At 63.1% G+C, this 20,771-nt stretch carries 17 protein-coding genes; 5 read left to right on the top strand and 12 right to left on the bottom strand.

What is annotated here, in order from left to right:
• Positions 1-39: 39 nt before the first annotated feature.
• The 6 genes from serA to AC0L3U_RS22320 all read right to left on the bottom strand — a co-directional run bounded on the left by serA (position 40) and on the right by AC0L3U_RS22320 (position 8,837).
• Positions 40-1,284 (bottom strand): phosphoglycerate dehydrogenase, encoded by a 1,245-nt coding sequence (gene serA, locus AC0L3U_RS22345; protein WP_473363222.1) that lies wholly within the window; start codon positions 1,282-1,284, stop codon positions 40-42.
• 99 nt (positions 1,285-1,383) lie between these two features.
• Positions 1,384-2,616: a rhodanese-like domain-containing protein gene (locus AC0L3U_RS22340; protein WP_473363221.1), complete on the bottom strand. Its 1,233-nt coding sequence runs from the start codon at positions 2,614-2,616 to the stop codon at positions 1,384-1,386.
• 175 nt (positions 2,617-2,791) lie between these two features.
• Positions 2,792-4,081: a DUF1963 domain-containing protein gene (locus AC0L3U_RS22335; RefSeq protein ID WP_473363220.1), complete on the bottom strand. Its 1,290-nt coding sequence runs from the start codon at positions 4,079-4,081 to the stop codon at positions 2,792-2,794.
• A gap of 138 nt (positions 4,082-4,219) precedes the next feature.
• The gene (locus AC0L3U_RS22330) at positions 4,220-5,416 is read right to left on the bottom strand and encodes a PepSY-associated TM helix domain-containing protein (protein ID WP_473363219.1); all 1,197 of its coding nucleotides are present in this window, start codon (positions 5,414-5,416) and stop codon (positions 4,220-4,222) included.
• A gap of 2 nt (positions 5,417-5,418) precedes the next feature.
• Positions 5,419-7,746, bottom strand: coding sequence for a TonB-dependent siderophore receptor (locus tag AC0L3U_RS22325; protein ID WP_473363218.1), 2,328 nt, complete (start codon positions 7,744-7,746; stop codon positions 5,419-5,421).
• Positions 7,747-7,952: 206 nt separating this feature from the next.
• Positions 7,953-8,837, bottom strand: coding sequence for a dihydrodipicolinate synthase family protein (locus tag AC0L3U_RS22320; RefSeq protein WP_473363217.1), 885 nt, complete (start codon positions 8,835-8,837; stop codon positions 7,953-7,955).
• A 118-nt stretch (positions 8,838-8,955) separates the two neighbouring features.
• Between AC0L3U_RS22320 and AC0L3U_RS22315 the strand changes: the two genes are divergently transcribed.
• Complete coding sequence (locus AC0L3U_RS22315) at positions 8,956-10,368, top strand: FAD-binding oxidoreductase (RefSeq protein ID WP_473363216.1); 1,413 nt, start codon at positions 8,956-8,958, stop codon at positions 10,366-10,368.
• 8 nt (positions 10,369-10,376) lie between these two features.
• On the top strand, positions 10,377-11,042 hold the full coding sequence (locus AC0L3U_RS22310; RefSeq protein WP_473363215.1) for a GntR family transcriptional regulator: 666 nt from the start codon (positions 10,377-10,379) through the stop codon (positions 11,040-11,042).
• A gap of 6 nt (positions 11,043-11,048) precedes the next feature.
• On the opposite strand, the gene AC0L3U_RS22305 is transcribed toward AC0L3U_RS22310, so the two are convergent.
• On the bottom strand, positions 11,049-11,213 hold the full coding sequence (locus AC0L3U_RS22305; RefSeq protein ID WP_473363214.1) for a hypothetical protein: 165 nt from the start codon (positions 11,211-11,213) through the stop codon (positions 11,049-11,051).
• A 267-nt stretch (positions 11,214-11,480) separates the two neighbouring features.
• Here AC0L3U_RS22305 and AC0L3U_RS22300 point away from each other — a divergent pair, with 267 nt between their 5' ends.
• Positions 11,481-13,502 (top strand): YgiQ family radical SAM protein, encoded by a 2,022-nt coding sequence (locus tag AC0L3U_RS22300; protein ID WP_456767336.1) that lies wholly within the window; start codon positions 11,481-11,483, stop codon positions 13,500-13,502.
• A 935-nt stretch (positions 13,503-14,437) separates the two neighbouring features.
• On the opposite strand, the gene plsY is transcribed toward AC0L3U_RS22300, so the two are convergent.
• The 4 genes from plsY to AC0L3U_RS22280 form a co-directional block, all read right to left on the bottom strand.
• The gene (plsY, locus tag AC0L3U_RS22295) at positions 14,438-15,118 is read right to left on the bottom strand and encodes a glycerol-3-phosphate 1-O-acyltransferase PlsY (protein WP_473363213.1); all 681 of its coding nucleotides are present in this window, start codon (positions 15,116-15,118) and stop codon (positions 14,438-14,440) included.
• Between the two features lie 258 nt (positions 15,119-15,376).
• The gene (locus AC0L3U_RS22290) at positions 15,377-15,730 is read right to left on the bottom strand and encodes a hypothetical protein (protein WP_473363212.1); all 354 of its coding nucleotides are present in this window, start codon (positions 15,728-15,730) and stop codon (positions 15,377-15,379) included.
• A gap of 195 nt (positions 15,731-15,925) precedes the next feature.
• On the bottom strand, positions 15,926-16,444 hold the full coding sequence (locus AC0L3U_RS22285) for a P-loop nucleotide/nucleoside kinase family protein (protein ID WP_473363211.1): 519 nt from the start codon (positions 16,442-16,444) through the stop codon (positions 15,926-15,928).
• A 95-nt stretch (positions 16,445-16,539) separates the two neighbouring features.
• Positions 16,540-17,058, bottom strand: coding sequence for a P-loop nucleotide/nucleoside kinase family protein (locus AC0L3U_RS22280; protein ID WP_473363211.1), 519 nt, complete (start codon positions 17,056-17,058; stop codon positions 16,540-16,542).
• A gap of 365 nt (positions 17,059-17,423) precedes the next feature.
• Between AC0L3U_RS22280 and AC0L3U_RS22275 the strand changes: the two genes are divergently transcribed.
• Positions 17,424-18,122 carry an outer membrane protein gene (locus tag AC0L3U_RS22275; RefSeq protein WP_456767332.1) on the top strand — a complete coding sequence of 233 codons (699 nt, stop codon included), beginning with the start codon at positions 17,424-17,426 and terminating at the stop codon, positions 18,120-18,122.
• An 819-nt stretch (positions 18,123-18,941) separates the two neighbouring features.
• On the opposite strand, the gene AC0L3U_RS22270 is transcribed toward AC0L3U_RS22275, so the two are convergent.
• Positions 18,942-19,451, bottom strand: a complete 510-nt coding sequence (locus tag AC0L3U_RS22270) for a DUF2867 domain-containing protein (RefSeq protein ID WP_473363210.1) — start codon at positions 19,449-19,451, stop codon at positions 18,942-18,944.
• Between the two features lie 274 nt (positions 19,452-19,725).
• Between AC0L3U_RS22270 and AC0L3U_RS22265 the strand changes: the two genes are divergently transcribed.
• Complete coding sequence (locus AC0L3U_RS22265) at positions 19,726-20,748, top strand: LLM class flavin-dependent oxidoreductase (RefSeq protein ID WP_473345515.1); 1,023 nt, start codon at positions 19,726-19,728, stop codon at positions 20,746-20,748.
• Positions 20,749-20,771: the final 23 nt, after the last annotated feature.

Here is a 20,771-nt window from a genome sequence, read left to right as displayed (position 1 = left end):
CGCATTCAAGGCGCCCTGCAGCCGGCCGTCAATGCAGTGCTAGTGCTCAAACACCAGCCGCGCGCCGACGGTGCCCTCGAGGCTGCGGATCTGCTGCAGCAGCGCGCCTGAATCCTGGCCGCCAAGGTCGGCGTCGAGCACGACGTAACCGAGGTCGCCGGAGGTCTCCAGATACTGCGCGGCGATGTTGATGTCGCGCTGGAGGAAGACCTCGTTCAGCCGGCGCAGCATGCCGGGCACGTTGCGATGGACGTGGCTGAAGCGCGCGCCGGAGGGACGCAGATGCAACTGCACCTCCGGAAAATTCACGGCCCCCGTGGTCGAGCCGGTGATGAAAAAATCGACCAGCTTGCGCGCCACCTCGCCGCCGATGCGCTCCTGCGCCTCTTCGGTCGAGCCGCCGATATGCGGCGTGAGGATGACGTTGCCGAGGCCCTGCACCGGGCTCTTGAAGCGATCGGAATTCGAGGACGGCTCGACCGGAAACACGTCGATCGCGGCACCCGCGAGATGGCCGTCGCGCAGAGCTCCCGCCAGCGCGTCGAGATCGACGACGGTGCCGCGGCTGTTGTTGATCAGGAGGGAGCCGGGTTTCATCGCCCGCAACTCCTTCTCGCCGATCATCCCGGCGGTCTCCGGCGTCTCCGGCACATGCAGGCTGACGACGTCGCTCTGCGCCAGCAGCTCTTCCAGCTTCTCGACCGGCTCGGTGTTGCCGTGGCGGAGCTTGTCGGTGCGATCGAAATAGATCACGCGCATGCCGATCGCCTCGGCCAGCGTCGAGAGCTGCGAGCCGATATTGCCGTAGCCGATGATGCCGAGGGTGCGGCCGCGCACCTCGCGGCTGCCGGTCGCCGACTTGTCCCAGCCGCCCTCATGGGCCGACACCGAGCGCGGGAAGATGCGGCGCAGCAGCATCACGATCTCGCCGATCACGAGCTCGGCGACGCTGCGCGTGTTGGAGAACGGCGCGTTGAACACCGGAATGCCGCGCTTGCGTGCCGCCAGCAGATCGACCTGGTTGGTACCGACGCTGAAGCAGCCGACGGCGAGAAGCTGGTCGGCCGCCTCCAGCACTTCATCAGTGATCTGGGTGCGCGAGCGGATGCCGAGCAGCGACACGCCCTTGAGCGCCCGCCGCAAATCCTCGCCGTCCAGCGCCTTGGTCAGGCGCTCGACATTGGTGAAACCCGCCGTTCTGAACAGGTCCACGGCGCTGTCGTTGACGCCTTCAAGCAGCAGCGCCTTCGCGCTCCGCTCAGGGCTTTGGCCTGGGACTGACATGAAATCTCCGTGGGTCACACCTTCGCCGCAGCTCATAGACCGCGGAGGATGCGCAGCACAATAGGGTTCGGATACGGGGAGAAGATGGCGGGGCGATCGTCAGATCACGTAAAACCCGTGCGTGCCGTCAAGACGCAATTGTTCGACCAGGCCATATTCCCAGTCGAGATAGGCCTGCATCGCGCGCTCGTCGACGCCGGTGCCTTCATAGGGGCGGCGGTAACGGTGGGCGGGGTCGGGCCGGGGCAGGACGTGCGGCGGACCGATTTCGAGCGCGCCGTCATAGCCACCTTCCTGCACATAGACCTCCCAGCCCATCTGCGCGAGCCAGGACGCCGTCATGTCGGCGCGGACGCCCTTGTCGTCGGTCAGCACCATGCGCGCGCCGCGCACCGGCGCCGCCATGTCCGTCTCCTGCACGAGCTGGCCGCCGGGATAGTGGCGAAAGCCGGTGAGATGGCCGGCGGCATATTCCTCGGCGTCACGCACGTCGAAGCGATAGAGCGTGCGATCGGTCTGCGCGACAAGCGCAGACATCTCGCTCGCGTCGATGTGGCGCACACCGGCGCGATAGGCGACGTCGCGCGCATTAGCCGGGCCGCCTTCGAACGATCCGATCGCGCCACGCCGGTCGGCACCGTGGCCGAGCGTATGCCGCGCCAGCGTCCAGCCGATGGTGCCGTTGCGCAGCGCCCGGACCTTGTTCGGGACGCCGGCATTGATCAGCGATTGGGTGCCGATGATCGAGCGTGTGCGGCCGGCGCAATTCACGATGATGGTGGTGTCGGCATCGGGTGCCGCCTGCCCTGCGCGCAGCACCAGCTCCGCGCCGGGCACGCTGACCGAGCCCGGAATGTTCATGGTGGCGTATTCGTCGAAGCGGCGAACGTCGAGGATGGCGATGTTGGCCTTGTCCGCGATGAGTTTTGCCACCTCGTCGGCACTGAACGACGGCGTGTGCCGGCGCGACTCGACCAGCTCGCCAAAGGCTTTGGAGTAGGAGTTGACGTCCTCGAAGATTTGATAGCCGGCGTCGCGCCAGGCCTTCAGCCCGCCATCGAGCGCGCGGACATTGGTATAGCCGAGCGCGGCCAGCCGCTCGGCGCCGGCAGTGGCGAGGCCCTCGCCGTCGTCATAGAGCACGATCGGCACATTCTTGCGCGGCAGCCTGACCTCGGCTTCGATCGCGATCCGGTCCGCGGCCATGTTCGCCGCGAAGAGCGGATGTCCCGTCGCAAAACCAGCCTCGTGCCTGAGATCGAGCAGCGCGATCTCCTCGCGGAGCAGCAGCGCGCGGCGGATGTCGGCGGGGCTAACGGTCGGGAGCGTCATGGCATAAACTCTAAGAAGTGGCCAAGAGCTTTTGAACCATTGTTGCGGCATTGGCTAGCCATGCCGCGCACAATCAAATTCGACAGCCCTTGTCAGACACATCATGGTCGAGGAGGAAGATCCTGCGCGCGAACGCCTCTCGACCCGGTCGCGAGTTCATCACGTCGGCGTCACCTCAATCACATTCGTATGTAGCGACCACCTTCGCGAAGTCGAGCCGATCGAGAGCATCGCGGTCGATCCAGAAATGAAGCGTGCATCCGATGTTGGCGTGCCAGTCAAGAAACGCGAGATCACCTTGCATCTGGAGCAATAATATATCCTCCAAGTGCTGCTCCGTCGCATCTTGCGGGCCGCTGCCATATCCCAGCATCTGATGCAGGGCGGTGTTGAAGTGGCGATATTGACCGTCTCTTAGGGTCGGGGTCTTCCAATGATTTCGACGCGCGAAATTCTTCAAATAGCTGAGAGGAACTTCGTCGGACACTTCGACGTTCTGCTCCGCCATGCATCGGATCGTATGATTGATGGCATTGCCGAGGTCCGACGCGATTGTGGACGAATACGTATAGACGTATTGTCGGATACTCTCGTAGGTGCGCACGACGTCGATCCACCAAGCCCGAAAGATCGCTCTTGTGTCCGCATCCACGTTATCCATCGGCGTCAGCGCCCGACAGCGCTCGAGCCATCCGATTGCGCCAGCCCGAAGGCGCTTCAATTCCGCGACTCCCTCGTCGTTGAGCGGCTTGTAGGAGTATCCGGGTGTCAGGTCGCGAACGACGTGCGACAGCACAGACCGAACCACGTGATTGATCAGGAGCCAATTGAAAGGCCAATGATCGTCCTTCTCGTATTCGGACGCCATTCTGAATTGCAGAAAATCAGGTCCTTGCGGCTCACCGCGACCCAATGCCTTGCATAATTCTGCGATCATGAGTTCGCCTCCGACGGCGTCCTCGTGGAAATAGAAGTCCCGGAATACCTGGAAAGAAAGTGGATACTTGAATTCGATCTTGGAATGAAAATCGAGCGCCGGATCGAGCCATTTGACCTGGGCGTCACCACCGGTTCCCACCAGCGGCATTAGATCGGACGGTGGCGCGCGGTCGGGATATGCGTCACCCGCAGCAGTACCGTAGAGAATGCGGCAAGGCGGACGTCCTTCGCCCACGAACACGGAGCTGCAGAAGAAATAGAGAGTGCCTCGTTTCGGCAGCGGCGACCAACCGGAGCCCGGGACTTCGGCCAGGTCGATCTGAGCGACGAAGGTGAGCGCGACGGTCTCCAAGGTTTTGTTCGCCCTGACTTCCGCCGTCGGCCACTCCAATTCTGGGGGCAGCCTGGGAAGTCCGCCGAAGAAACTTCGCGCCCTATGCGTGAGCGGCACGGGCAGGTCACTGCGTCTCACCAGTACGGCAGGCAGCGCCGTCTCTTCGATCTCGTCGCGTTCAGACAACGCCATCAGATAACCACCACTCTAGGATGCACCTCGCCAATCGAACCATTTTGCGAAAGCTCCGACAAGTGCTTCTTACCCGCGGCGCCCAATGTGATTCGTTGTCGCTGCTATTCGGCGCTCGCCGAACGGCAGTCGACGCGATCACTCGCCGGGCACGAGCCGTCCGAGCTGCGGCTGCGCCGGGCGCCGCAGCCTGCGGCGCGACAGGTAGAGCGAAATGCCCGTGACCGCGAACAGCGGCATCAGCGCAGCCGCGACCATGAACGCGAGCTTGCCGGGCCAACCCAGAATCGCGCCGCGGTGGATGTCGAGCACGTTCGCGATGATCTTCTCGCCGAACGTCTTGTCGGCGTAACGTTCCGCGGAGACCAGTTGACCGGTGACGGCGTCGATGCGGAATTCGTCGCGGGTGGTATCGAGCGTGGAGTCTTTCCCCCATGAGCGGATCCGGATCGTCGTCCCCGAACCGGCCGGCAGCGTCAACAGAGCCTTGGAGAAGCGGCTGCCCTCTTCGTGCAGGAAAGCCGCCCATGCGCGATCAAAGCCGATCGGCTGTGCCGTCTCGCCGGCGCCGGCGACACGCGACGCCTTTGCAGGCATCTTCGGCTGCATCTTCGCCGCGGCGGCCTGCGGGCGCGACAGCAACCAGACGACGCCGTCCTTGTACCAGTCGAACGAGTACCAGAGCCCGGTGAGGGTCATCACCAGATAGACCGGCAGGACCCAGGTGCCGATCACCGCGTGCAGCGAGCGATGGAGGCCGCGTCCGCTGAGGCCGAGATTGGGCTTAAGCCACATCTTCACGCTGCCTGCACGCCGCGGCCAGCGCAGCACGAGGCCCGAGATGAGCATCACGATCAAGCCGAGCGCGGCCACGCCCGTGATCTGACGCCCCCAGCCCTTGGCGTCGCCGGGAACCAACAGCCAGCGATGCAGCTTGCGCACGGTCGCGAAAAACTCTTCGCCGCGCGGTGCGCCCAACGCGCGCGCGTCATAGGGATCGACATAGAGCGAGGACGGCCGCGCGCCTCGTTCGTCGCGGGCGAATCGCACATGCACCGCGGCGGACGGATCACTTGCCAGCGTCACGGCGGAGACCTTGCCGACATCCTGCGCCGCAGTCAGGCGCGCAACCAGTTCGTCCGGCATCAGCGCCGGTGCCTGGCGCGGCGCGACCTGCATGATGCCGGCGTTGAGATGATCGACGATCTCATCCTCAAAACTCATGATCGCGCCGGTCAACGCGATCACGGCAAGCAACAGCGCGAGCATGAGGCCGGCGATGGAATGGATCTGGTGGAGGGCGGCCTTGATGTGACGCCCCAGCAGCGCGGCCATCGTTAGAACTTCACCGTCGCCGACAGCGAGAAGCGTCGGGCATCGCCAATGGCGACATTCAAGGCGTTGCCGGTACTGGAAGTATAGTAGAGCTTGTCGAACACGTTCTTGACGTTGAACTGATAGGTCACCGGCAGATTGTCGATTTTCGTGTCGTAGGTCGCAAAGACGTCTGCGACGGTGTAGGCCGGCAGGAAGAACGTGTTGAGGGAGTCGCCCGGCCGGTCGCCGGCATAGTGCGCGCCGCCGCCGAGCCGCAGACGTCCGGGCAGCGCATCGCCGAAATCGTAGACGAGATAGAGCGAAGCCGTGTTCATGGCGGCGTTGAACAACTTGGCGTTGCCGACGACGGGGTCGTTGACCAAACGTGCATCGGTATACCCGTAGCTGCCGATCAGGCTCCATTGATCAGTCAGTTTGCCGGTCACGTCCAATTCGACGCCGCGCGACTTGGCCGCGCCGGAGGCGCGCGCCGCCGACTTGCCTCCACCGATGTCATCCAGCACCAGGACATTCTTCTTCTGGATGTCGTAGACGGCCAAGGTGCCCGACAGCCGCTTGTTGACATCGAACTTCAGACCGGTCTCCCATTGCGTTCCTTCTTCGGGCGCGATGGTGGAGTCGACGACAAAGCCGGAGGTGAAGGCTGCGATGACCGATGTTGGCTTCAACGACTGCGTATAGCTCACGTAGTAGGAGAGCTGCTCGTTCAGCTTGACGACGACGCCGCCGAGCGGCAGCACCTTGTCGCCTGACAAATTGGTGTTCGTGACGAAGACGGGCCGGCCTTTTCCGGCGAGCTGCTCGTATTCCATCCAGCGCACGCCTCCGACCACGGACAGCCAGTTGGTCAGATGGAAGGTGTCCTGAGCGAAGAAGCCGCGGGTGCCGAGCTGGTCGGTCTGTTCGCTGTCCGTTGGCGAAACAGCCGTGCCCGGCGAGATCAGTCCGTAGACCGGATTGTAGAAATTGAAGTTGGCGGTCGCCTGGCGGATCAGGTCGCGGCGATCGATGGTGCGATACAGCGCTTCGCCGCCGAACAGGATCTCGTTGCGGAAGCCGCCCACCCAGACATCACCCTGGAGATAGGAGGTGCCGTAACTGGCGTTGCTTAGCGAGTTCTGGGTGCCATCGTTGCTGCGTTTCTCGACGCCGGTTTTAGCGTCGACGCTGGTGATGCGGAGCTGGTTGGCGCTATAGGTCTCGGTGTTGTAGCTGTAGGCCGCCGTGACCTTCCAATTGTCGTCGAGCTTCTGCTCGATCGAGGCCTGCACCAGGTCGGAGGTGCCCCACATGTTGTTGAAGGGCTCGTCGAGCCGGCGCGTCTTCGGGATCGCCAGCGGAGCGCCGTTGACGAACGCGGTGCCGCGGTCGAACGGAGTGATGAATTCGCGGTGCTCGTAGGTGAGCTGGACCGTCGTGGTGTCGCCGTACCAGGCGAGCGACGGGTTCACCAGCATTTCCCTGTGGCGCCCGAAGTTGCGCCAATAGTCCTCGCTGACGCCGTAGCCGATGAAACGATAGGCGAGACCGCCGTCGCCGATCGGACCGGTGATGTCGAGCGTGCCGTCGGCGCCATTGCGATTGTTCGCGAAGGTCGAGCCGAGCAGCGTGACCGAACCGTGCTGGTAGAGCTCCGGACGCTTGCTGATGGTGTTGACGATGCCGCCGGGATCCATGATGCCGTAAAGTAGCGATGCCGGCCCCTTCAGCACCTCGACGCTTTCGACCGCGGCGTTCAGGCTGCGCCCCTGCACCAGCGGCATGCCGTTGCGCATGATCGAGCCGTCGCGGTTGTCGCCGAAGCCACGGCGGATCACGGCATCCTGGGTGCCGGCGAGCGTGTTGGTCTGGGTGATCCCGCTGATGTTGACCAGTGCATCGTCGATATTACGCGGAAGCTGGTCCTTCAACACCTGTGCGGGAACGACGTTGACAGACTGCGAGGTGTCGAGCGGCGAGGCGCCGCTGCGCAACGTGGTCGCGCTCGGCATCGCGCGGTAGCCGAGCTTTGCGGCTTGTTGCGCGGCGGCATCAGCCGCGGCGCGTTCCGATGGCGTCGGAGCCGCGGGGGTGGTGGCATTGCGGCTGCGCTGACGCGCGGCCGCTTGCGTCCGGCGTTGAGATGTTTCCGATGCGCGCGCCGTTTTCGGCCGCGGCGCCGGCGCCTCCACCGTCACCGGCGGCAGCGCCGATTGCGCCTGCGCGCTCGTCGTGCGGGAGGGACATTCAGCGAGCAGCACGGCCGCTCCGATGAGAAGAGCCGCGCGGCTGTCGCCGGCAGGCGTTCGACGACCGCTGACGCGCTGGCCGTCCAGGTAAGCACGCACTTTCGATTCACTTCCAAGTCAGACGCAGAAGCTGGCGCGTCTAACAGCCGCTGTTCGTGAAGAGAACCGCAAGCGGACTTGAATCGCTCTAGTGTTGAATGGTTCTAGATTCCGATCGCGCTATTCGGCAATCCTCGATTGATTGCGCAGCGAGCGCGACACGCAGCGCGCAAATTCGCGGCAACCTGTCGCGGTTCTGCGCGATCTCACGCGATGGCTGGGGCCGTCAGCTCGTCGAGCTTCCGCTTGAGCGCGGTGCCGTCGGACAATGCCCGGAGCGGCGGCCGCACGCGCAGCCAGCTCGCATCGCCGGTCTGTGCCGCGAGAATGGCTTTCAACGTCGTGAGGAAGGATGGTGATTTCACCACGATGTCCACGGCAGCCTGCATGCGTGCTTCGACATCCTTGCCGTCGATCATCGCCTTGACCAGCTCCGGCGCGATGTTGGCCATGCCGCAGATGGTGCCGGCACCGCCGGCGGCGATCGCGCGGGCGATGTCAACCTCGTTGCCGACGGTGATGGCGAGCTCGGGGGCCGCGGCACGGAACGCCTGGAACTGCTTGAAGTCGCCGCTGGAATCTTTCAAGCCCGCAACGACCTTGCCGTAGCGCTTGCGCAAATTCGCGGCGACGCTCGTCGGGATCGCGACACCCGAGATCTGCGGGATATGATAGAGGTAGGCACGCAGGCGATCGTCGGCGACGCCGTCAAGGATCGCTGCAAACGCATCCTCGATGCCTTCAGGGCTGACGCTGCGATCGAAGTAAGGCGGCAGATACAGCGCGTGACGCAGGCCGAGACCGAGCACGGCGCGCGTCAGCGCGATGCTGTCGCTGATCGCGGGGAAGCCGCCGCCGATTCCAATGCGGTCCGGCGCGACGCCGGCCTTGAGCACGGCTTCGATGGTCGCGACCCGTTCGGCGACATTAAACGAGGTGCCCTCGCCGGTGGTGCCGAACAGCACGACACCGTCGACGCCCTTATCGAAGAGTTGCTTGGCGTGGGCGGCGAGCTTTGCGGAGTCCACGCTGCCGTCCGTCGCCAGCGGCGTCGCCGACGCCACCCAGAACCCGCGAATTGCCTCGGTCATGACACCAGCCTTGTTTTTGCTTTACTTTCCGCCTTGTACCTTACATACAACAAACGCGCAAACCCTTTCCGCCGTCATGGCGGACATAACACGCAGCCAGATTCCGAGGAGGTCTCGCATGAACATGGTGACCCCCATCGAGCGGCCCGACCAACTGCTCGGCGCCCTGCGCGACAGGCTCGGCGCGGCTGCCGTGCTTGTCGGCACCGACGTGCCCGCGCGCAATTGCAACGACTGGAGCGCGAGCCTGCCGCAAACGCCGCTGGCGGTGATCCGCCCGGTCGACGCCCAAGGCGTTGCCGATGCGATCGCGACCTGTCGGCAGGCGCGTCTGCCGTTCGTGCCGCAAGGCGGATTGACCGGGCTGTGCCGCGGCGCATCGCCAGAAGCAGGCTGGGTCGCGATCTCGCTGGAGCGCATGAGCGGCATCGAGGAGATCGATCATGCCTCGATGACGATGACGGTGAAAGCAGGTACGCCGCTTCAGACGATCCAGATGGCGGCCGACGAGGCCGGGTTCTTCTTTCCGCTCGACCTCGGCTCGCGCGGCTCCTGCGCGATCGGCGGCAACCTCTCGACCAATGCCGGCGGCAACCGCGTGATCCGCTACGGCATGACGCGCGAGCTGGTGCTCGGGCTCGAAGTCGTGCTGCCCGACGGCACCATCATCACCAGCCTCAACAAGCTGATGAAGAACAATGCCGGCTATGATCTGAAGCATCTGTTCATCGGCTCGGAAGGCACGCTCGGCATCATCACCCGCGTGGTGCTGCGGCTGTTTCCAAAGCCGCGCTCGACCATGGCCGCGCTCTGCGCGCTCGAGGACTATGCCGCGGTGATTGCGCTGCTCGGCGCCGCGCGAAGCGGGCTCGGCCCGCTGCTGTCGGCATTCGAGGTGATGTGGCCGGATTACTGGGACGTCATCACGACTCGCGCCGGCGTCAAGCCGCCGGTCGCCGCGGGCCACGGCCTCTATGTGCTGGTGGAAGCGCAGGGCACCGACGAGAGCCTCGACGCGCCGCGCTTCCAAAGCTGGCTCGAAGAGCTGATGGAGCGCGGGCTGCTCGCCGACGCTGCCGTGGCGCAATCGCTGGCGCAGACGCAAAGCTTCTGGCGCGTGCGCGACATCTGCGCCGAGTTCGGTCAGGTGCTGGGGCCGCACATCTCCTACGACATCGGGCTTGCGGTAGCGCGGATGGACGAGTTCGTCACGCGCTGCAAGGCGGCGCTCGCGGATGGCATCGAGGGATGCGAGAGCGTCTATTACGGCCATATCGGCGACGGCAATCTGCATCTCGTCTCCTGGGTGACCGGCCTTGCCGTCGAGCAGCAGCCGAAGGAGGAGATGGATGCGATCATCTACGGCCTCGTACGCGAGTTGGGCGGCAGCGTCTCCGCCGAGCACGGCATCGGCACGCTGAAGAAGAAGTGGCTTGGTCATGCCCGCAGCGAGGCCGAGATCGCGCTGATGCGGACGCTGAAGGCCGCGCTCGATCCCGATCATCTGCTCAACCCCGGCAAGGTGATCTGAGAGAGCCGATGCGATCGCTGAAGCTCGATGCACCGAAATCGCTGTCGCAGCGGGTGATGCAGCGGCTGCGCCAGGCCATCATCGACGGCGAGTTCGCGCTCGGCGCCGCCATCTCGGAGGAGATGGTGGCAAACTCCTTCGGCGTCAGCCGCACGCCGGTGCGCGAGGCGATGGGTCAGTTGCAGGCGCAGGGCCTCGTGGTGATCCGCCCGCAGGTCGGCAGTTTTGTCTTCACGCCAAGCGCCGAAGACATCACCGCGCTCTGCACGTTCCGAATCGCGCTGGAGCCCAAGGCCGCCGAGCTCGCCTTCCACCATGATCGCGCCGGTGCGACCGCGACGATGAGCGAGGCGATCGCGGCAATGGAGCCGGCGATTGCGGCCAGGGACAATATCGCCTACGGGCGCGCCGATGCCGCTTTCCACGAGGCGCTGTTCGCCCACTGCGGCAACCACTATCTCGCCGAATCCTATCAGCTCGCATCCAGCCGCGTCGCAGCACTGCGCACCAATTTGACTTCGCCGATCGACGTGCGCACGCGCACGTCCTTCGACGAGCATCGCAAGCTGCTCGATCTGTTCGCCCGCGGCGAGTTCGCCGCCTTCGCGACGCTGATGACCACGCACGTCACCAATTCGGGCGTGGTCTACGCAAAAGCGCTGCAGGTGGATTGAGCGCTCCTACCGCGCGCTTTTCGTGCCGGGCCTGTCCAGAAAATCCAGCGCGGTGTTGATCTGTTCGAGCTGGTGCTCGATCCTGTCGCGGTCCTCGACCGTGGGCGCCTTCTCGAGCTGCTCAACCAGCTTCTGCTTTCGAAGCAGCAAGTTCTCTATGACTGTACTCACGGCTCCCCCATCCGCCCGAGGCGAACATCGAGGCAATATTAGACCCCGGAGGCGAGCGCGCGCCAGCCGGGCCCGGCGCAAACCCTGCATCAGAATGTTCGCGAGGGCAGTTGGTTCCTGCGCGTGATCCGAGAAGGCATACACAGCTGATGGCGGCGCTCGCGAACGGTTAACGCGGTCGCACGCCCGGGCTGCCGGCCGCGGAACCGGATCTTTCACGGGCCTGTCGGTTGTATTCGCCGCCCCGGAGTCCTATGCGTATGCACCATGGACATCCAGATCATCGCCGCCGAAAAGCCCCTGATGGCGCAGGCACGCCCGCACAAGCCGGCGCCGTTCCTCCCGATGAGCCGCGCCGAGATGGACGCGCTCGGCTGGGACGCCTGCGACATCGTGCTGGTGACGGGCGATGCCTATGTCGACCATCCCAGCTTCGGCATGGCCATCATCGGCCGCCTGCTGGAGGCGCAGGGTTTTCGCGTCGGCATCATCTCGCAGCCGGACTGGCATTCGGCCGAGCCGTTCAAGGCGCTGGGCAAGCCAAAAGTGTTCTTCGGCGTCACCGGCGGCAACATGGATTCGATGGTGAACCGCTACACCGCGGACCGCCGCATACGCAGCGACGATGCCTATACCGCGGGCGGCGAAGGCGGCAAGCGGCCGGACCGCTGCACGGTCGTCTATGCGCAGCGTTGCCGCGAAGCGTTCAAGGGCGTCCCGGTCGTGCTCGGCGGCATCGAGGCGTCGCTGCGCCGGATCGCGCATTACGATTACTGGTCCGACAAGGTGCGCCGCTCGGTGCTGGCCGACGCCAAGGCGGACCTCTTGCTCTACGGCAATGCCGAGCGCGCCGTCGTCGAAGTGGCGAACCGTCTGGCCGCCGGCGAGGCGCCGCGCGAGCTCGACGACATCAGGGGCGTCGCGCTGTTCCGCCGCGTGCCTGAGGACTATAACGAACTGCACGCCGACGATATCGACTCCGCCGACGAAGGCGCTTCGCGCACCAAAGGTTTGACCGTGATCCGGCTGCCGGCGCTGGAGCAGGTCGAGCAGGACAAGGAAGCCTATGCGCGCGCGTCACGCGTGCTGCACCGGGAGAGCAATCCCGGCAATGCGCGGCCGCTGGTGCAGCGCCACGGCGACCGCGACCTCTGGCTCAACCCGCCGCCGATCCCGCTGACCAGCGAGGAGATGGACGCGGTCTACGATCTTCCCTACGCGCGCGCCCCGCATCCGTCTTACGGTGATGCCAAGATTCCGGCGTGGGACATGATCAAATTCTCGGTGACGATCATGCGCGGCTGTTTTGGCGGCTGCACCTTCTGCTCGATCACCGAGCACGAGGGCCGCATCATCCAGAACCGCTCCGAGGGCTCGATCCTGCGCGAGATCGAGAAGATCCGCGACAAGACGCCGGGCTTCACCGGCGTGATCTCCGACATCGGCGGTCCCACCGCCAACATGTACCGGATGGCGTGCAAGGACCCGAAGGTCGAGGCGGCGTGCCGGCGGCCGTCCTGCGTCTTCCCGGAGATCTGCCCGAACCTCAACACCTCGCATGACGATCTGATCCGGCTCTATCGCAAGGTGCGCGAGACCAAGGGCATCAAGAAGGTGATGGTCGCCTCCGGCGTGCGCTACGACCTCGCGGTCGAGAGCCCCGAATACATCAAGGAGCTCGTCACCCATCACGTCGGCGGCTATTTGAAGATCGCGCCCGAACATACCGAGCGCGGCCCGCTCGACAAGATGATGAAGCCCGGCATCGGCGCCTACAACCAGTTCAAGCGGATGTTCGATGCCGCGGCCGAACAGGCCGGCAAGAAATACTATCTGATCCCGTATTTCATCGCGGCACATCCGGGCACGACCGACGAGGACATGATGAACCTCGCGCTGTGGCTGAAGAAGAACCGCTACCGCGCGGATCAAGTGCAGACCTTCCTGCCCTCGCCGATGGCGACCGCGACCGCGATGTACCACACCGGCGTCAACCCGCTGCGCGGCGTGCGGCGCGGCGGCAGCGACAAGGTCGAGGCGATCAAGGGCCTGCGGCAGCGCCGGCTGCACAAGGCGTTCCTGCGCTACCACGACCCCGACAATTGGCCGGTGCTGCGCGAGGCCCTGAAAGAGATGGGTCGCGCCGATCTGATCGGCTCGCGCCCCGACCAGCTGGTCCCCGCGCACCAGCCACCCGGCACCGGCAAGGCCGCCGGCACGCGGCGGCCGGTTCGTCCCGGCGAAAAGACGCAGCGGTTCACGACCAAGAATCTGCGGGTGATGAAGTAGCGGGCGAGCCGGATCAGGTCCGGTTCAGCCTCGCACTGTCGTGCGTCCAAACAAAAACACTCAAAACAACCCCATGCACAGTAGCCGGCATAAGCGGGATCAATGGCTTAGGCGGTTGACGAATCCGTTGAATCCGCCGGGTGAGACAACGGAAAACGAAAATTAGCTTTTAACGAAATATTGACTCGTCGGGCAAAACAGGCGCAAGATGCCATTGTCGCGGCACGCGTGGCAGGGCGAGCCCCAACCGCTACTCCGTATCGATATCCTCGAGCTTCACACCGCGTCCCGCGCAGGCTCGAAGCGATCGGTCTCCCGACTGAATCCATTCAACACAGCAGGCATCGGTGCGCACCCTGATGCGCTGGGGAACGTAGTCGTAAAGCCGATCGCGGGGTAGGCGGTGTCCGCTCTGTCCGCGAAACCGGATATGGCCAGTCCGACTTTGTGAGTCAGCTACGGGCCAAAAGGCGACATTCAAGAGCGAAGCCGTTGACCCTCAGCGTGTGCGTGTCTCTCCCGCGATGGTGTTCCACTCTTCTGTAATCGTCACTCGAAGTACGCCAGGAGGGGCAGCGCCCACTTTTGCTGGGTCAAGATCAGCTAGGGGAGGACTACACACTTGATGAAGTAGTCGACGGCATTGCCGCTTACCTTGTCGGCGGGCTCCTGAACCTCAGGTGCGTGCGTTCGGACACAAGCTTTGAGATTGGTAATGATCTCGCGCAGCTTCTCGTTTTGCCCTATCTCTGCCGAAGCCGACCAAGGCACGATTGCAAGCAACAGCGTTACCGCAATTCTCATTTGCGCATCTATTGATAGGAGAACCGCGCAAGTGAACTCCCACAATGGGGCCCAAATGCGGGTAAGCTCATCCGTCCGGTTTGGGCCACAAGCAGTCCATATGCATATCGAAGCAGCGGAAAGTACATGCGCTAGAGTTGCGCTTTTGCATCCCAGCCGCTTCGACCCAGGCGCGGCTCCGTTCTCGCGAACAGCCGTTGAATGTTCGCGCGATGGCGAACGATCACGTAGAGGGCGCCTGCGATCACCAGCAATCGATAGGGCAACGGGTGCTCCAGAGCGCAGACGAGGACGATTGCGGTCAACGCCGCGAGGATCGAGCCAAGAGAAACAATCCGAACCATAGCCAGCACAATGCCAAAGACCGCTGCGGCCCCCAATCCGACCGGCCATGACATCGCCAACAAGACGCCGAGCCCGGCCGCAGCAGATTTGCCGCCCGTAAAGTTCAGCCAGATCGACCGGCCATGCCCCAACAAAACGGCAATTCCGGCCAAGCAAACAGCCCATGGCACCCAGGTTTGCAACTCAAGCGCTCTCGGCGGTGTCGAGGATAACTCTGCCGAGAGCCAGGGAGAGAACGAGCGGGCAACGATGATGGCCGCCGCGCCCTTCAGCACATCGACGATGAGCACCACCAGCGCAGGCCATTTTCCGAGGGTCCGCAAGACATTCGTGGCGCCGGTGGATTTGGAGCCATGCTTTCGAATATCGATGCCCCTGAGGAGCTTCCCCGCCAGATAGCCCGTGGGCATCGAGCCAAGTAGGTAGGCGATCACCAATCCAACCGCGCCGGCAATCCAGAAGGCCATGGGTTTGATTTCCAGTTTCGGGCAATCAATATTTTATCGCCGACTTCGTTTGACCGCTATGGGTCACAAGCGATCCTGCACCGGCTGCGCGCGGCAGGTCGCGTATGGGCCAACAGCGGAAATCGTACGGATCCGTTAGTTCATTAGACAAGCTTAGAAAGCACGATTTCGTTCAGCCTGACCGCGGCGAAGCTGTCGGGAAAATGCAAGCCCGCCGGCGCATCCCGCAAGGCCTCCTATGGCAAAGACGGAAATCCATCATCCGAAGTACAAGTTGCCGGCAGGTCCGGTCGACGATAGCCCGAGCCAGATTAGCATACCAACCGCGAGACCACCGACACCGAACGCCCAATGATCAACAGCCCGAATAGTATTCAGGAATGGATATGCGCAGGCTCCCATGACCAAGCTTACAGGAACGGTAATAGCGAAACTGAAAAGTAGCGCGAGCACAAAGGTGGTGGCCCCGCCCACCACGACGCCCGGCAGGTCCGCAACTTTTGTGCGCCCTTGGGCGACCTCGTATATCCCGAACGCCAAATTGGCGAGCGTGAACAAGGAAGCGAACGATGCAGCGCCGACCGCTGACGCTGACCACGCAGCAAGCATCATTGCTCGCATCCAACTCGTCATGGTCGAACCTCGCAGCGAAGGCTTTACATCATTTGGCTGCTCTACTTTAGGGCGTCGATCTTTACGGATTATTGCTGAGGTCGAGATAGACCAATCAAGGAAAAATGTCCGTTCTGGTCACAAGTGGTCCTGCACCGGCTGCGCCCGGCAGGTCAGGAACGGGCCAAGAGGGGACTAACCAGTCTGGGCGCGAACATACGTCTCCGCCTGTTCGAGCAGGTGATCGAGCGAGCTAACGGCCGTATCGAGCACCAGGTGTTCTCGATCCCACGGTTCATAGTCTCGGTTCACTACCTCAGCCCACGTTGGCAGCTTGAGGCCGCTGATGTCTGAGGTGCGCGTTTCCACTCGTTGTCGATGCAAGATCGGGTCGCTGCAAACCACTTCGATCTCAACGACGCATGCCACCTTCTGAGCGGCGATCTGTCGCCATCTGACACGGCTTGCCAGGACTGGATTAACGCAGTCTATAACAACGATACGACCAAGCTCGAGATTTTCAGCCGCGAGTGCGGTGGCTACCACATAGCCCATCGCGCCGACCGTATGACCTGCGGTTCGTAGCGTCTGCTCAACGGCATCGATACGAAGGTACGTGGCCGCGAGACGTCTGGTCAGCTCCCGAGAAACTGTTGTCTTGCCCGTGCCGGGAAGGCCGCCAAAGACTATCAGCACAGGTGGACGGCTTGTCATGCGACATCATCGGCCGGCATTCGGAAGTCCGCAATGGGTCACAAGCGGTCCTGCACCGGCTGCTCCCGGCAGGCCAGCTATGGGCCAAGAGGAGACTAACCAGTCTGGGCGCGAACATACGTCTCCGCCTGTTCGAGCAGGTGATCGAGCGAGCTAACGGCCGTATCGAGCACCAGGTGTTCTCGATCCCACGGTTCATAGTCTCGGTTCACTACCTCAGCCCACGTTGGCAGCTTGAGGCCGCTGATGTCTGAGGTGCGCGTTTCCACTCGTTGTCGATGCAAGATCGGGTCGCTGCAAACCACTTCGATCTCAACGACGCATGCCACCTTCTGAGCGGCGATCTGTCGCCATCTGACACGGCTTGCCAGGACTGGATTAACGCAGTCTATAACAACGATACGACCAAGCTCGAGATTTTCAGCCGCGAGTGCGGTGGCTACCACATAGCCCATCGCGCCGACCGTATGACCTGCGGTTCGTAGCGTCTGCTCAACGGCATCGATACGAAGGTACGTGGCCGCGAGACGTCTGGTCAGCTCCCGAGAAACTGTTGTCTTGCCCGTGCCGGGAAGGCCGCCAAAGACTATCAGCACAGGTGGACGGCTTGTCATGCGACATCATCGGCCGGCATTCGGAAGTCCGCAATGGTCACCGGCGGTCCTTCCACCGGCTACGTGCGGCAAGTCAGCTAGCGGACAAGATGCGACATCCGGGGGCGATGAGCTTCCAGTATGAACTGGCACAACAAGTTCTGGATCATGCCGGGGCTTTGGAATGCACAATGATAAGTCCTTCGATGGCGGAACCACGGAACTCGTAGCTCAGACGCCCGGTTCCGGGGCAACATGGTTCCTCAATTAACAAATGACCAGAGCGCTCCTCAAGCAGATCGGCCACGTGTGTCTGGCGCGCTACAGCAAATTCAGTGAGTTGGGTTAGCGTTTGGCACACGTTATTTAAACCTGAGAGACTCGAAATGAAAAAGTTCCTTCTCGCTACTGTCGCTTTCGCTGCCCTAGCGGGTACAGCATCTGCGGCTGATATGGCCGCGCGTCCTTACACCAAAGCCCCACCGATCGAGGCCTCGCCGATTTACAACTGGACCGGCTTTTACATCGGCGGTCACGTCGGCGGCGCATTCGGTGGCAGCAACAACATTCTGGCCCCCGGCTTCACCGGCACCAGCAGCAACGACGGTGTGTTCATGGGCGGCGTGCAGGTCGGTTACGACCATCAGTTCTCGCCGAACTGGGTGCTGGGCATTGAAGCGAACTACAGCTTCCTCGACACCAATGACAATGCCTTCGTCAACCGTGGGCTCGGTTCGGTCACCGGTCGCCTCGGCTACACCTGGGGTCCGGCGCTGCTGTACGTCAAAGGCGGTTATGCCTGGGCTGACTCCCGCCTTACGAACGGTTTCGGCGGCGGCACCTTCACCAACAACGGTGGTGGTCGCGATGGCTACACCGTAGGCGCGGGTCTCGAATACATGTTCGCCCAGAACTGGTCGGGCAAGGTCGAATACCAGTACTACGACTTTGGCACGCGGAACGCTCTCTTCACCAGCGCCGGTGGTGTTGTTACCGCCGTTGGCTTCCGCAATGACGAGCACACCATCAAGGCCGGCCTGAACTACCGGTTTAATTGGGGTGCCGCGTCGGCTTCTCGTTACTGACGGCTTACATAATATCCTTAAGGGCCAGCCATACGGGCTGGCCCTTTCGGCTAAGCCGGAATAGCTGGCGCGAGTTGGCGCCTTGCATTGTTTGCCAAGCTCTCCAGAAACTACTTGAGGTCAGCTGCGGGTCACAAGCCGCCGTCGCTGCGGCTTAAGTGATACGGATCGCGCTCGGCTCGACCATCCCGCAAGATCGACCAAAATGGCTGCGTCTTGCAGTTCTCTTCAGGCGGCTAGGGTGAAATGCTACTGAACCTCGGCAGTGGCCAACATACCTGAGACGGCATAACTTCTGGCGAAACGATACGCGATACCGGTAGCCAGTAACATGAATGACAGTCAAAGGCGTAAGCCCGCGCGCGAAGCTCGACACGCTCGTGGTCTATGATCGCGCTGAGAGCTATTTCGAAGATCACGCCCGCGACGATTTTCTCTAGGAGTTCTTTGAAGCGTCGCCGCGCGCGATCCTCGCGCTCTCCTGGCGCTCGACCAACGAAAGAAGCTCGAGCTGGCTCGCTAAGGCTAGATAGGCGTTGCAAACACTATAAAGGACATTGGCAAGACGCGTCGATTGTTCGTTGCTCGCGCGTTCTCGGTATTCTTCGGCTAACTCCCGGTAACCCTCGGCTTTGAGCATCCACCCACCTAAAAGAAATCTGAACGGCGGGCGGCGTTCTTCGTTCCAAGAGGGGCGACTCGTCTGGAGTCCGCTTTGGGTCACAAGCGGCCCTCGACAGATTGCGCGCGGCAAGTCAGCGAGGGGCCAGAAGCCGGCTCGTTCGTCGACCGCAGCCGGTCACGACCACCAAGGCATGCTCAATTCTTCATTGCTCTTGCCGCCTGTTCCAAACTGGCCGGAACGATCACGCGATGAAACGGTGCTATCGTCGCAAGATAGATGCGCCCCAGTCGGTTATGGCAATGCACCACGGTGCCCGCGACCAGCTCGCGCCCATTTGCTGCATCGGCGCGAAGTTGTATGGTGACGCGGAAGTCGAGATGCCGGTCATCCGCGCCCACGACCAACTCCGTCGCAGTCTTTGACAGCACAGGGAAGAAGCCGATAACCGGCCCACGCGCCGCCGCGGCAAGACCGACGGCGCGCGACGATTTGACAGCGACGGTCGCCATCACCACGTCGCGGACACGCGTGAGCGCACGAATCCACCACGCCTGTCGCTCGAGCGCGGCGCGTGCCATTACCTCTACATCATCGCTGGCGCCCGCCGGCAGTTGAATTGCAAAGGCGTCCAAAAGGTCCGCGCCCGCGTAAAGCGGCGCAAGCACGCTGCTGCTGGGCATGGGTACGGCGCGCGCTTTTGTCATGGGATCAGGTACCGCATGCTGGAGAGGGGCGTAGCGCAGCTGGCGTTTCAGACGATCTTGCCGCCGCAGTCCTTTTACATCCGCGCGCTCTGCATCGCAACAATCCTGCGGCGCACCTGTCTCAGTTGGGTGAAAAGGGGCGCTTGCAGTGTTGCCTGCTTCGGTCCGCTTCCCCCTCGAGGAACGGCACTTACGCGTGCACGCCTGCCCATGTTGCCATTTTTCCTCGATCCGAGGTGTCGTAAACTGTTCCCATCATCCATATGTTGCCTCCATGAAAAAGATCGGATTCCTCTCCTTCGGGCACTGGACGCCCTCGCCGCAATCGCAGACCCGCTCGGCCGCGGACACGCTGCTGCAATCGATCGAGCTTGCGGTTGCGGCGGAAGAGCTCGGCGCTGACGGCGCCTATTTTCGCGTGCACCATTTCGCGCGGCAGCTCGCCTCGCCCTTTCCGCTGCTCGCCGCCGTCGGCGCCAGGACCAGCAAGATCGAGATCGGTACGGCCGTAATCGACATGCGCTACGAGAATCCGCTCTACATGGCGGAGGACGCAGGCTCTGCCGATCTCATCGCCGGCGGGCGCCTCCAGCTCGGCATCAGCCGCGGCTCGCCCGAGCAGGTGATCGACGGCTGGCGCTATTTCGGTTTCCAACCGGCCGACGGCGAGAGCGACGCCGACATGGGCCGGCGTCATGCCGAGGTCTTTCTCGACATCTTGCGCGGCGAAGGTTTTGCAAAACCCAACCCGCAGCCGATGTTCCCAAATCCGCCGGGCCTGTTGCGGCTCGAGCCCCATGCGGAAGGTCTGCGCGAACGGATCTGGTGGGGTGCCGGCTCGAACGCGACGGCGGTCTGGGCCGCCAAGCACGGCATGAATCTGCAGAGCTCGACCCTGAAGAACGACGAGACCGGCGAAGCCTTCCATGTGCAGCAGGCCGCGCAGATCCGTACCTATCGCGCAGCCTGGAAAGAGGCCGGCCACCCGCGCGAGCCTCGCGTGTCCGTCAGCCGCAGCATCTTCGCGCTGATCGACGATCGCGACCGGGCCTATTTCGGCGGCGAGCGCGGCAGCGAGGACCAGGTCGGCTTCATCGACCCGCGCACCCGAGCGATCTTCGGCCGCTCCTATGCGGCGGAGCCGGATGTGCTGATCGAGCAGCTCCGGGCGGACGAGGCGATCGCCGAGGCCGACACGTTGCTGTTGACGATCCCGAACCAGCTCGGTGTCGACTATTGCGCGCACGCCATCGAGGCGATCCTCACGCATGTGGCGCCGGCGCTTGGGTGGCGCTGAGGTGAACCGTCGGCTTGGCGAAG

This window comes from Bradyrhizobium sp. Kon69, assembly GCF_055807515.1.
The sequence above is the reverse complement of the archived record's forward strand: the minus strand, read 5'-3'. Positions and strand labels throughout refer to the sequence as shown.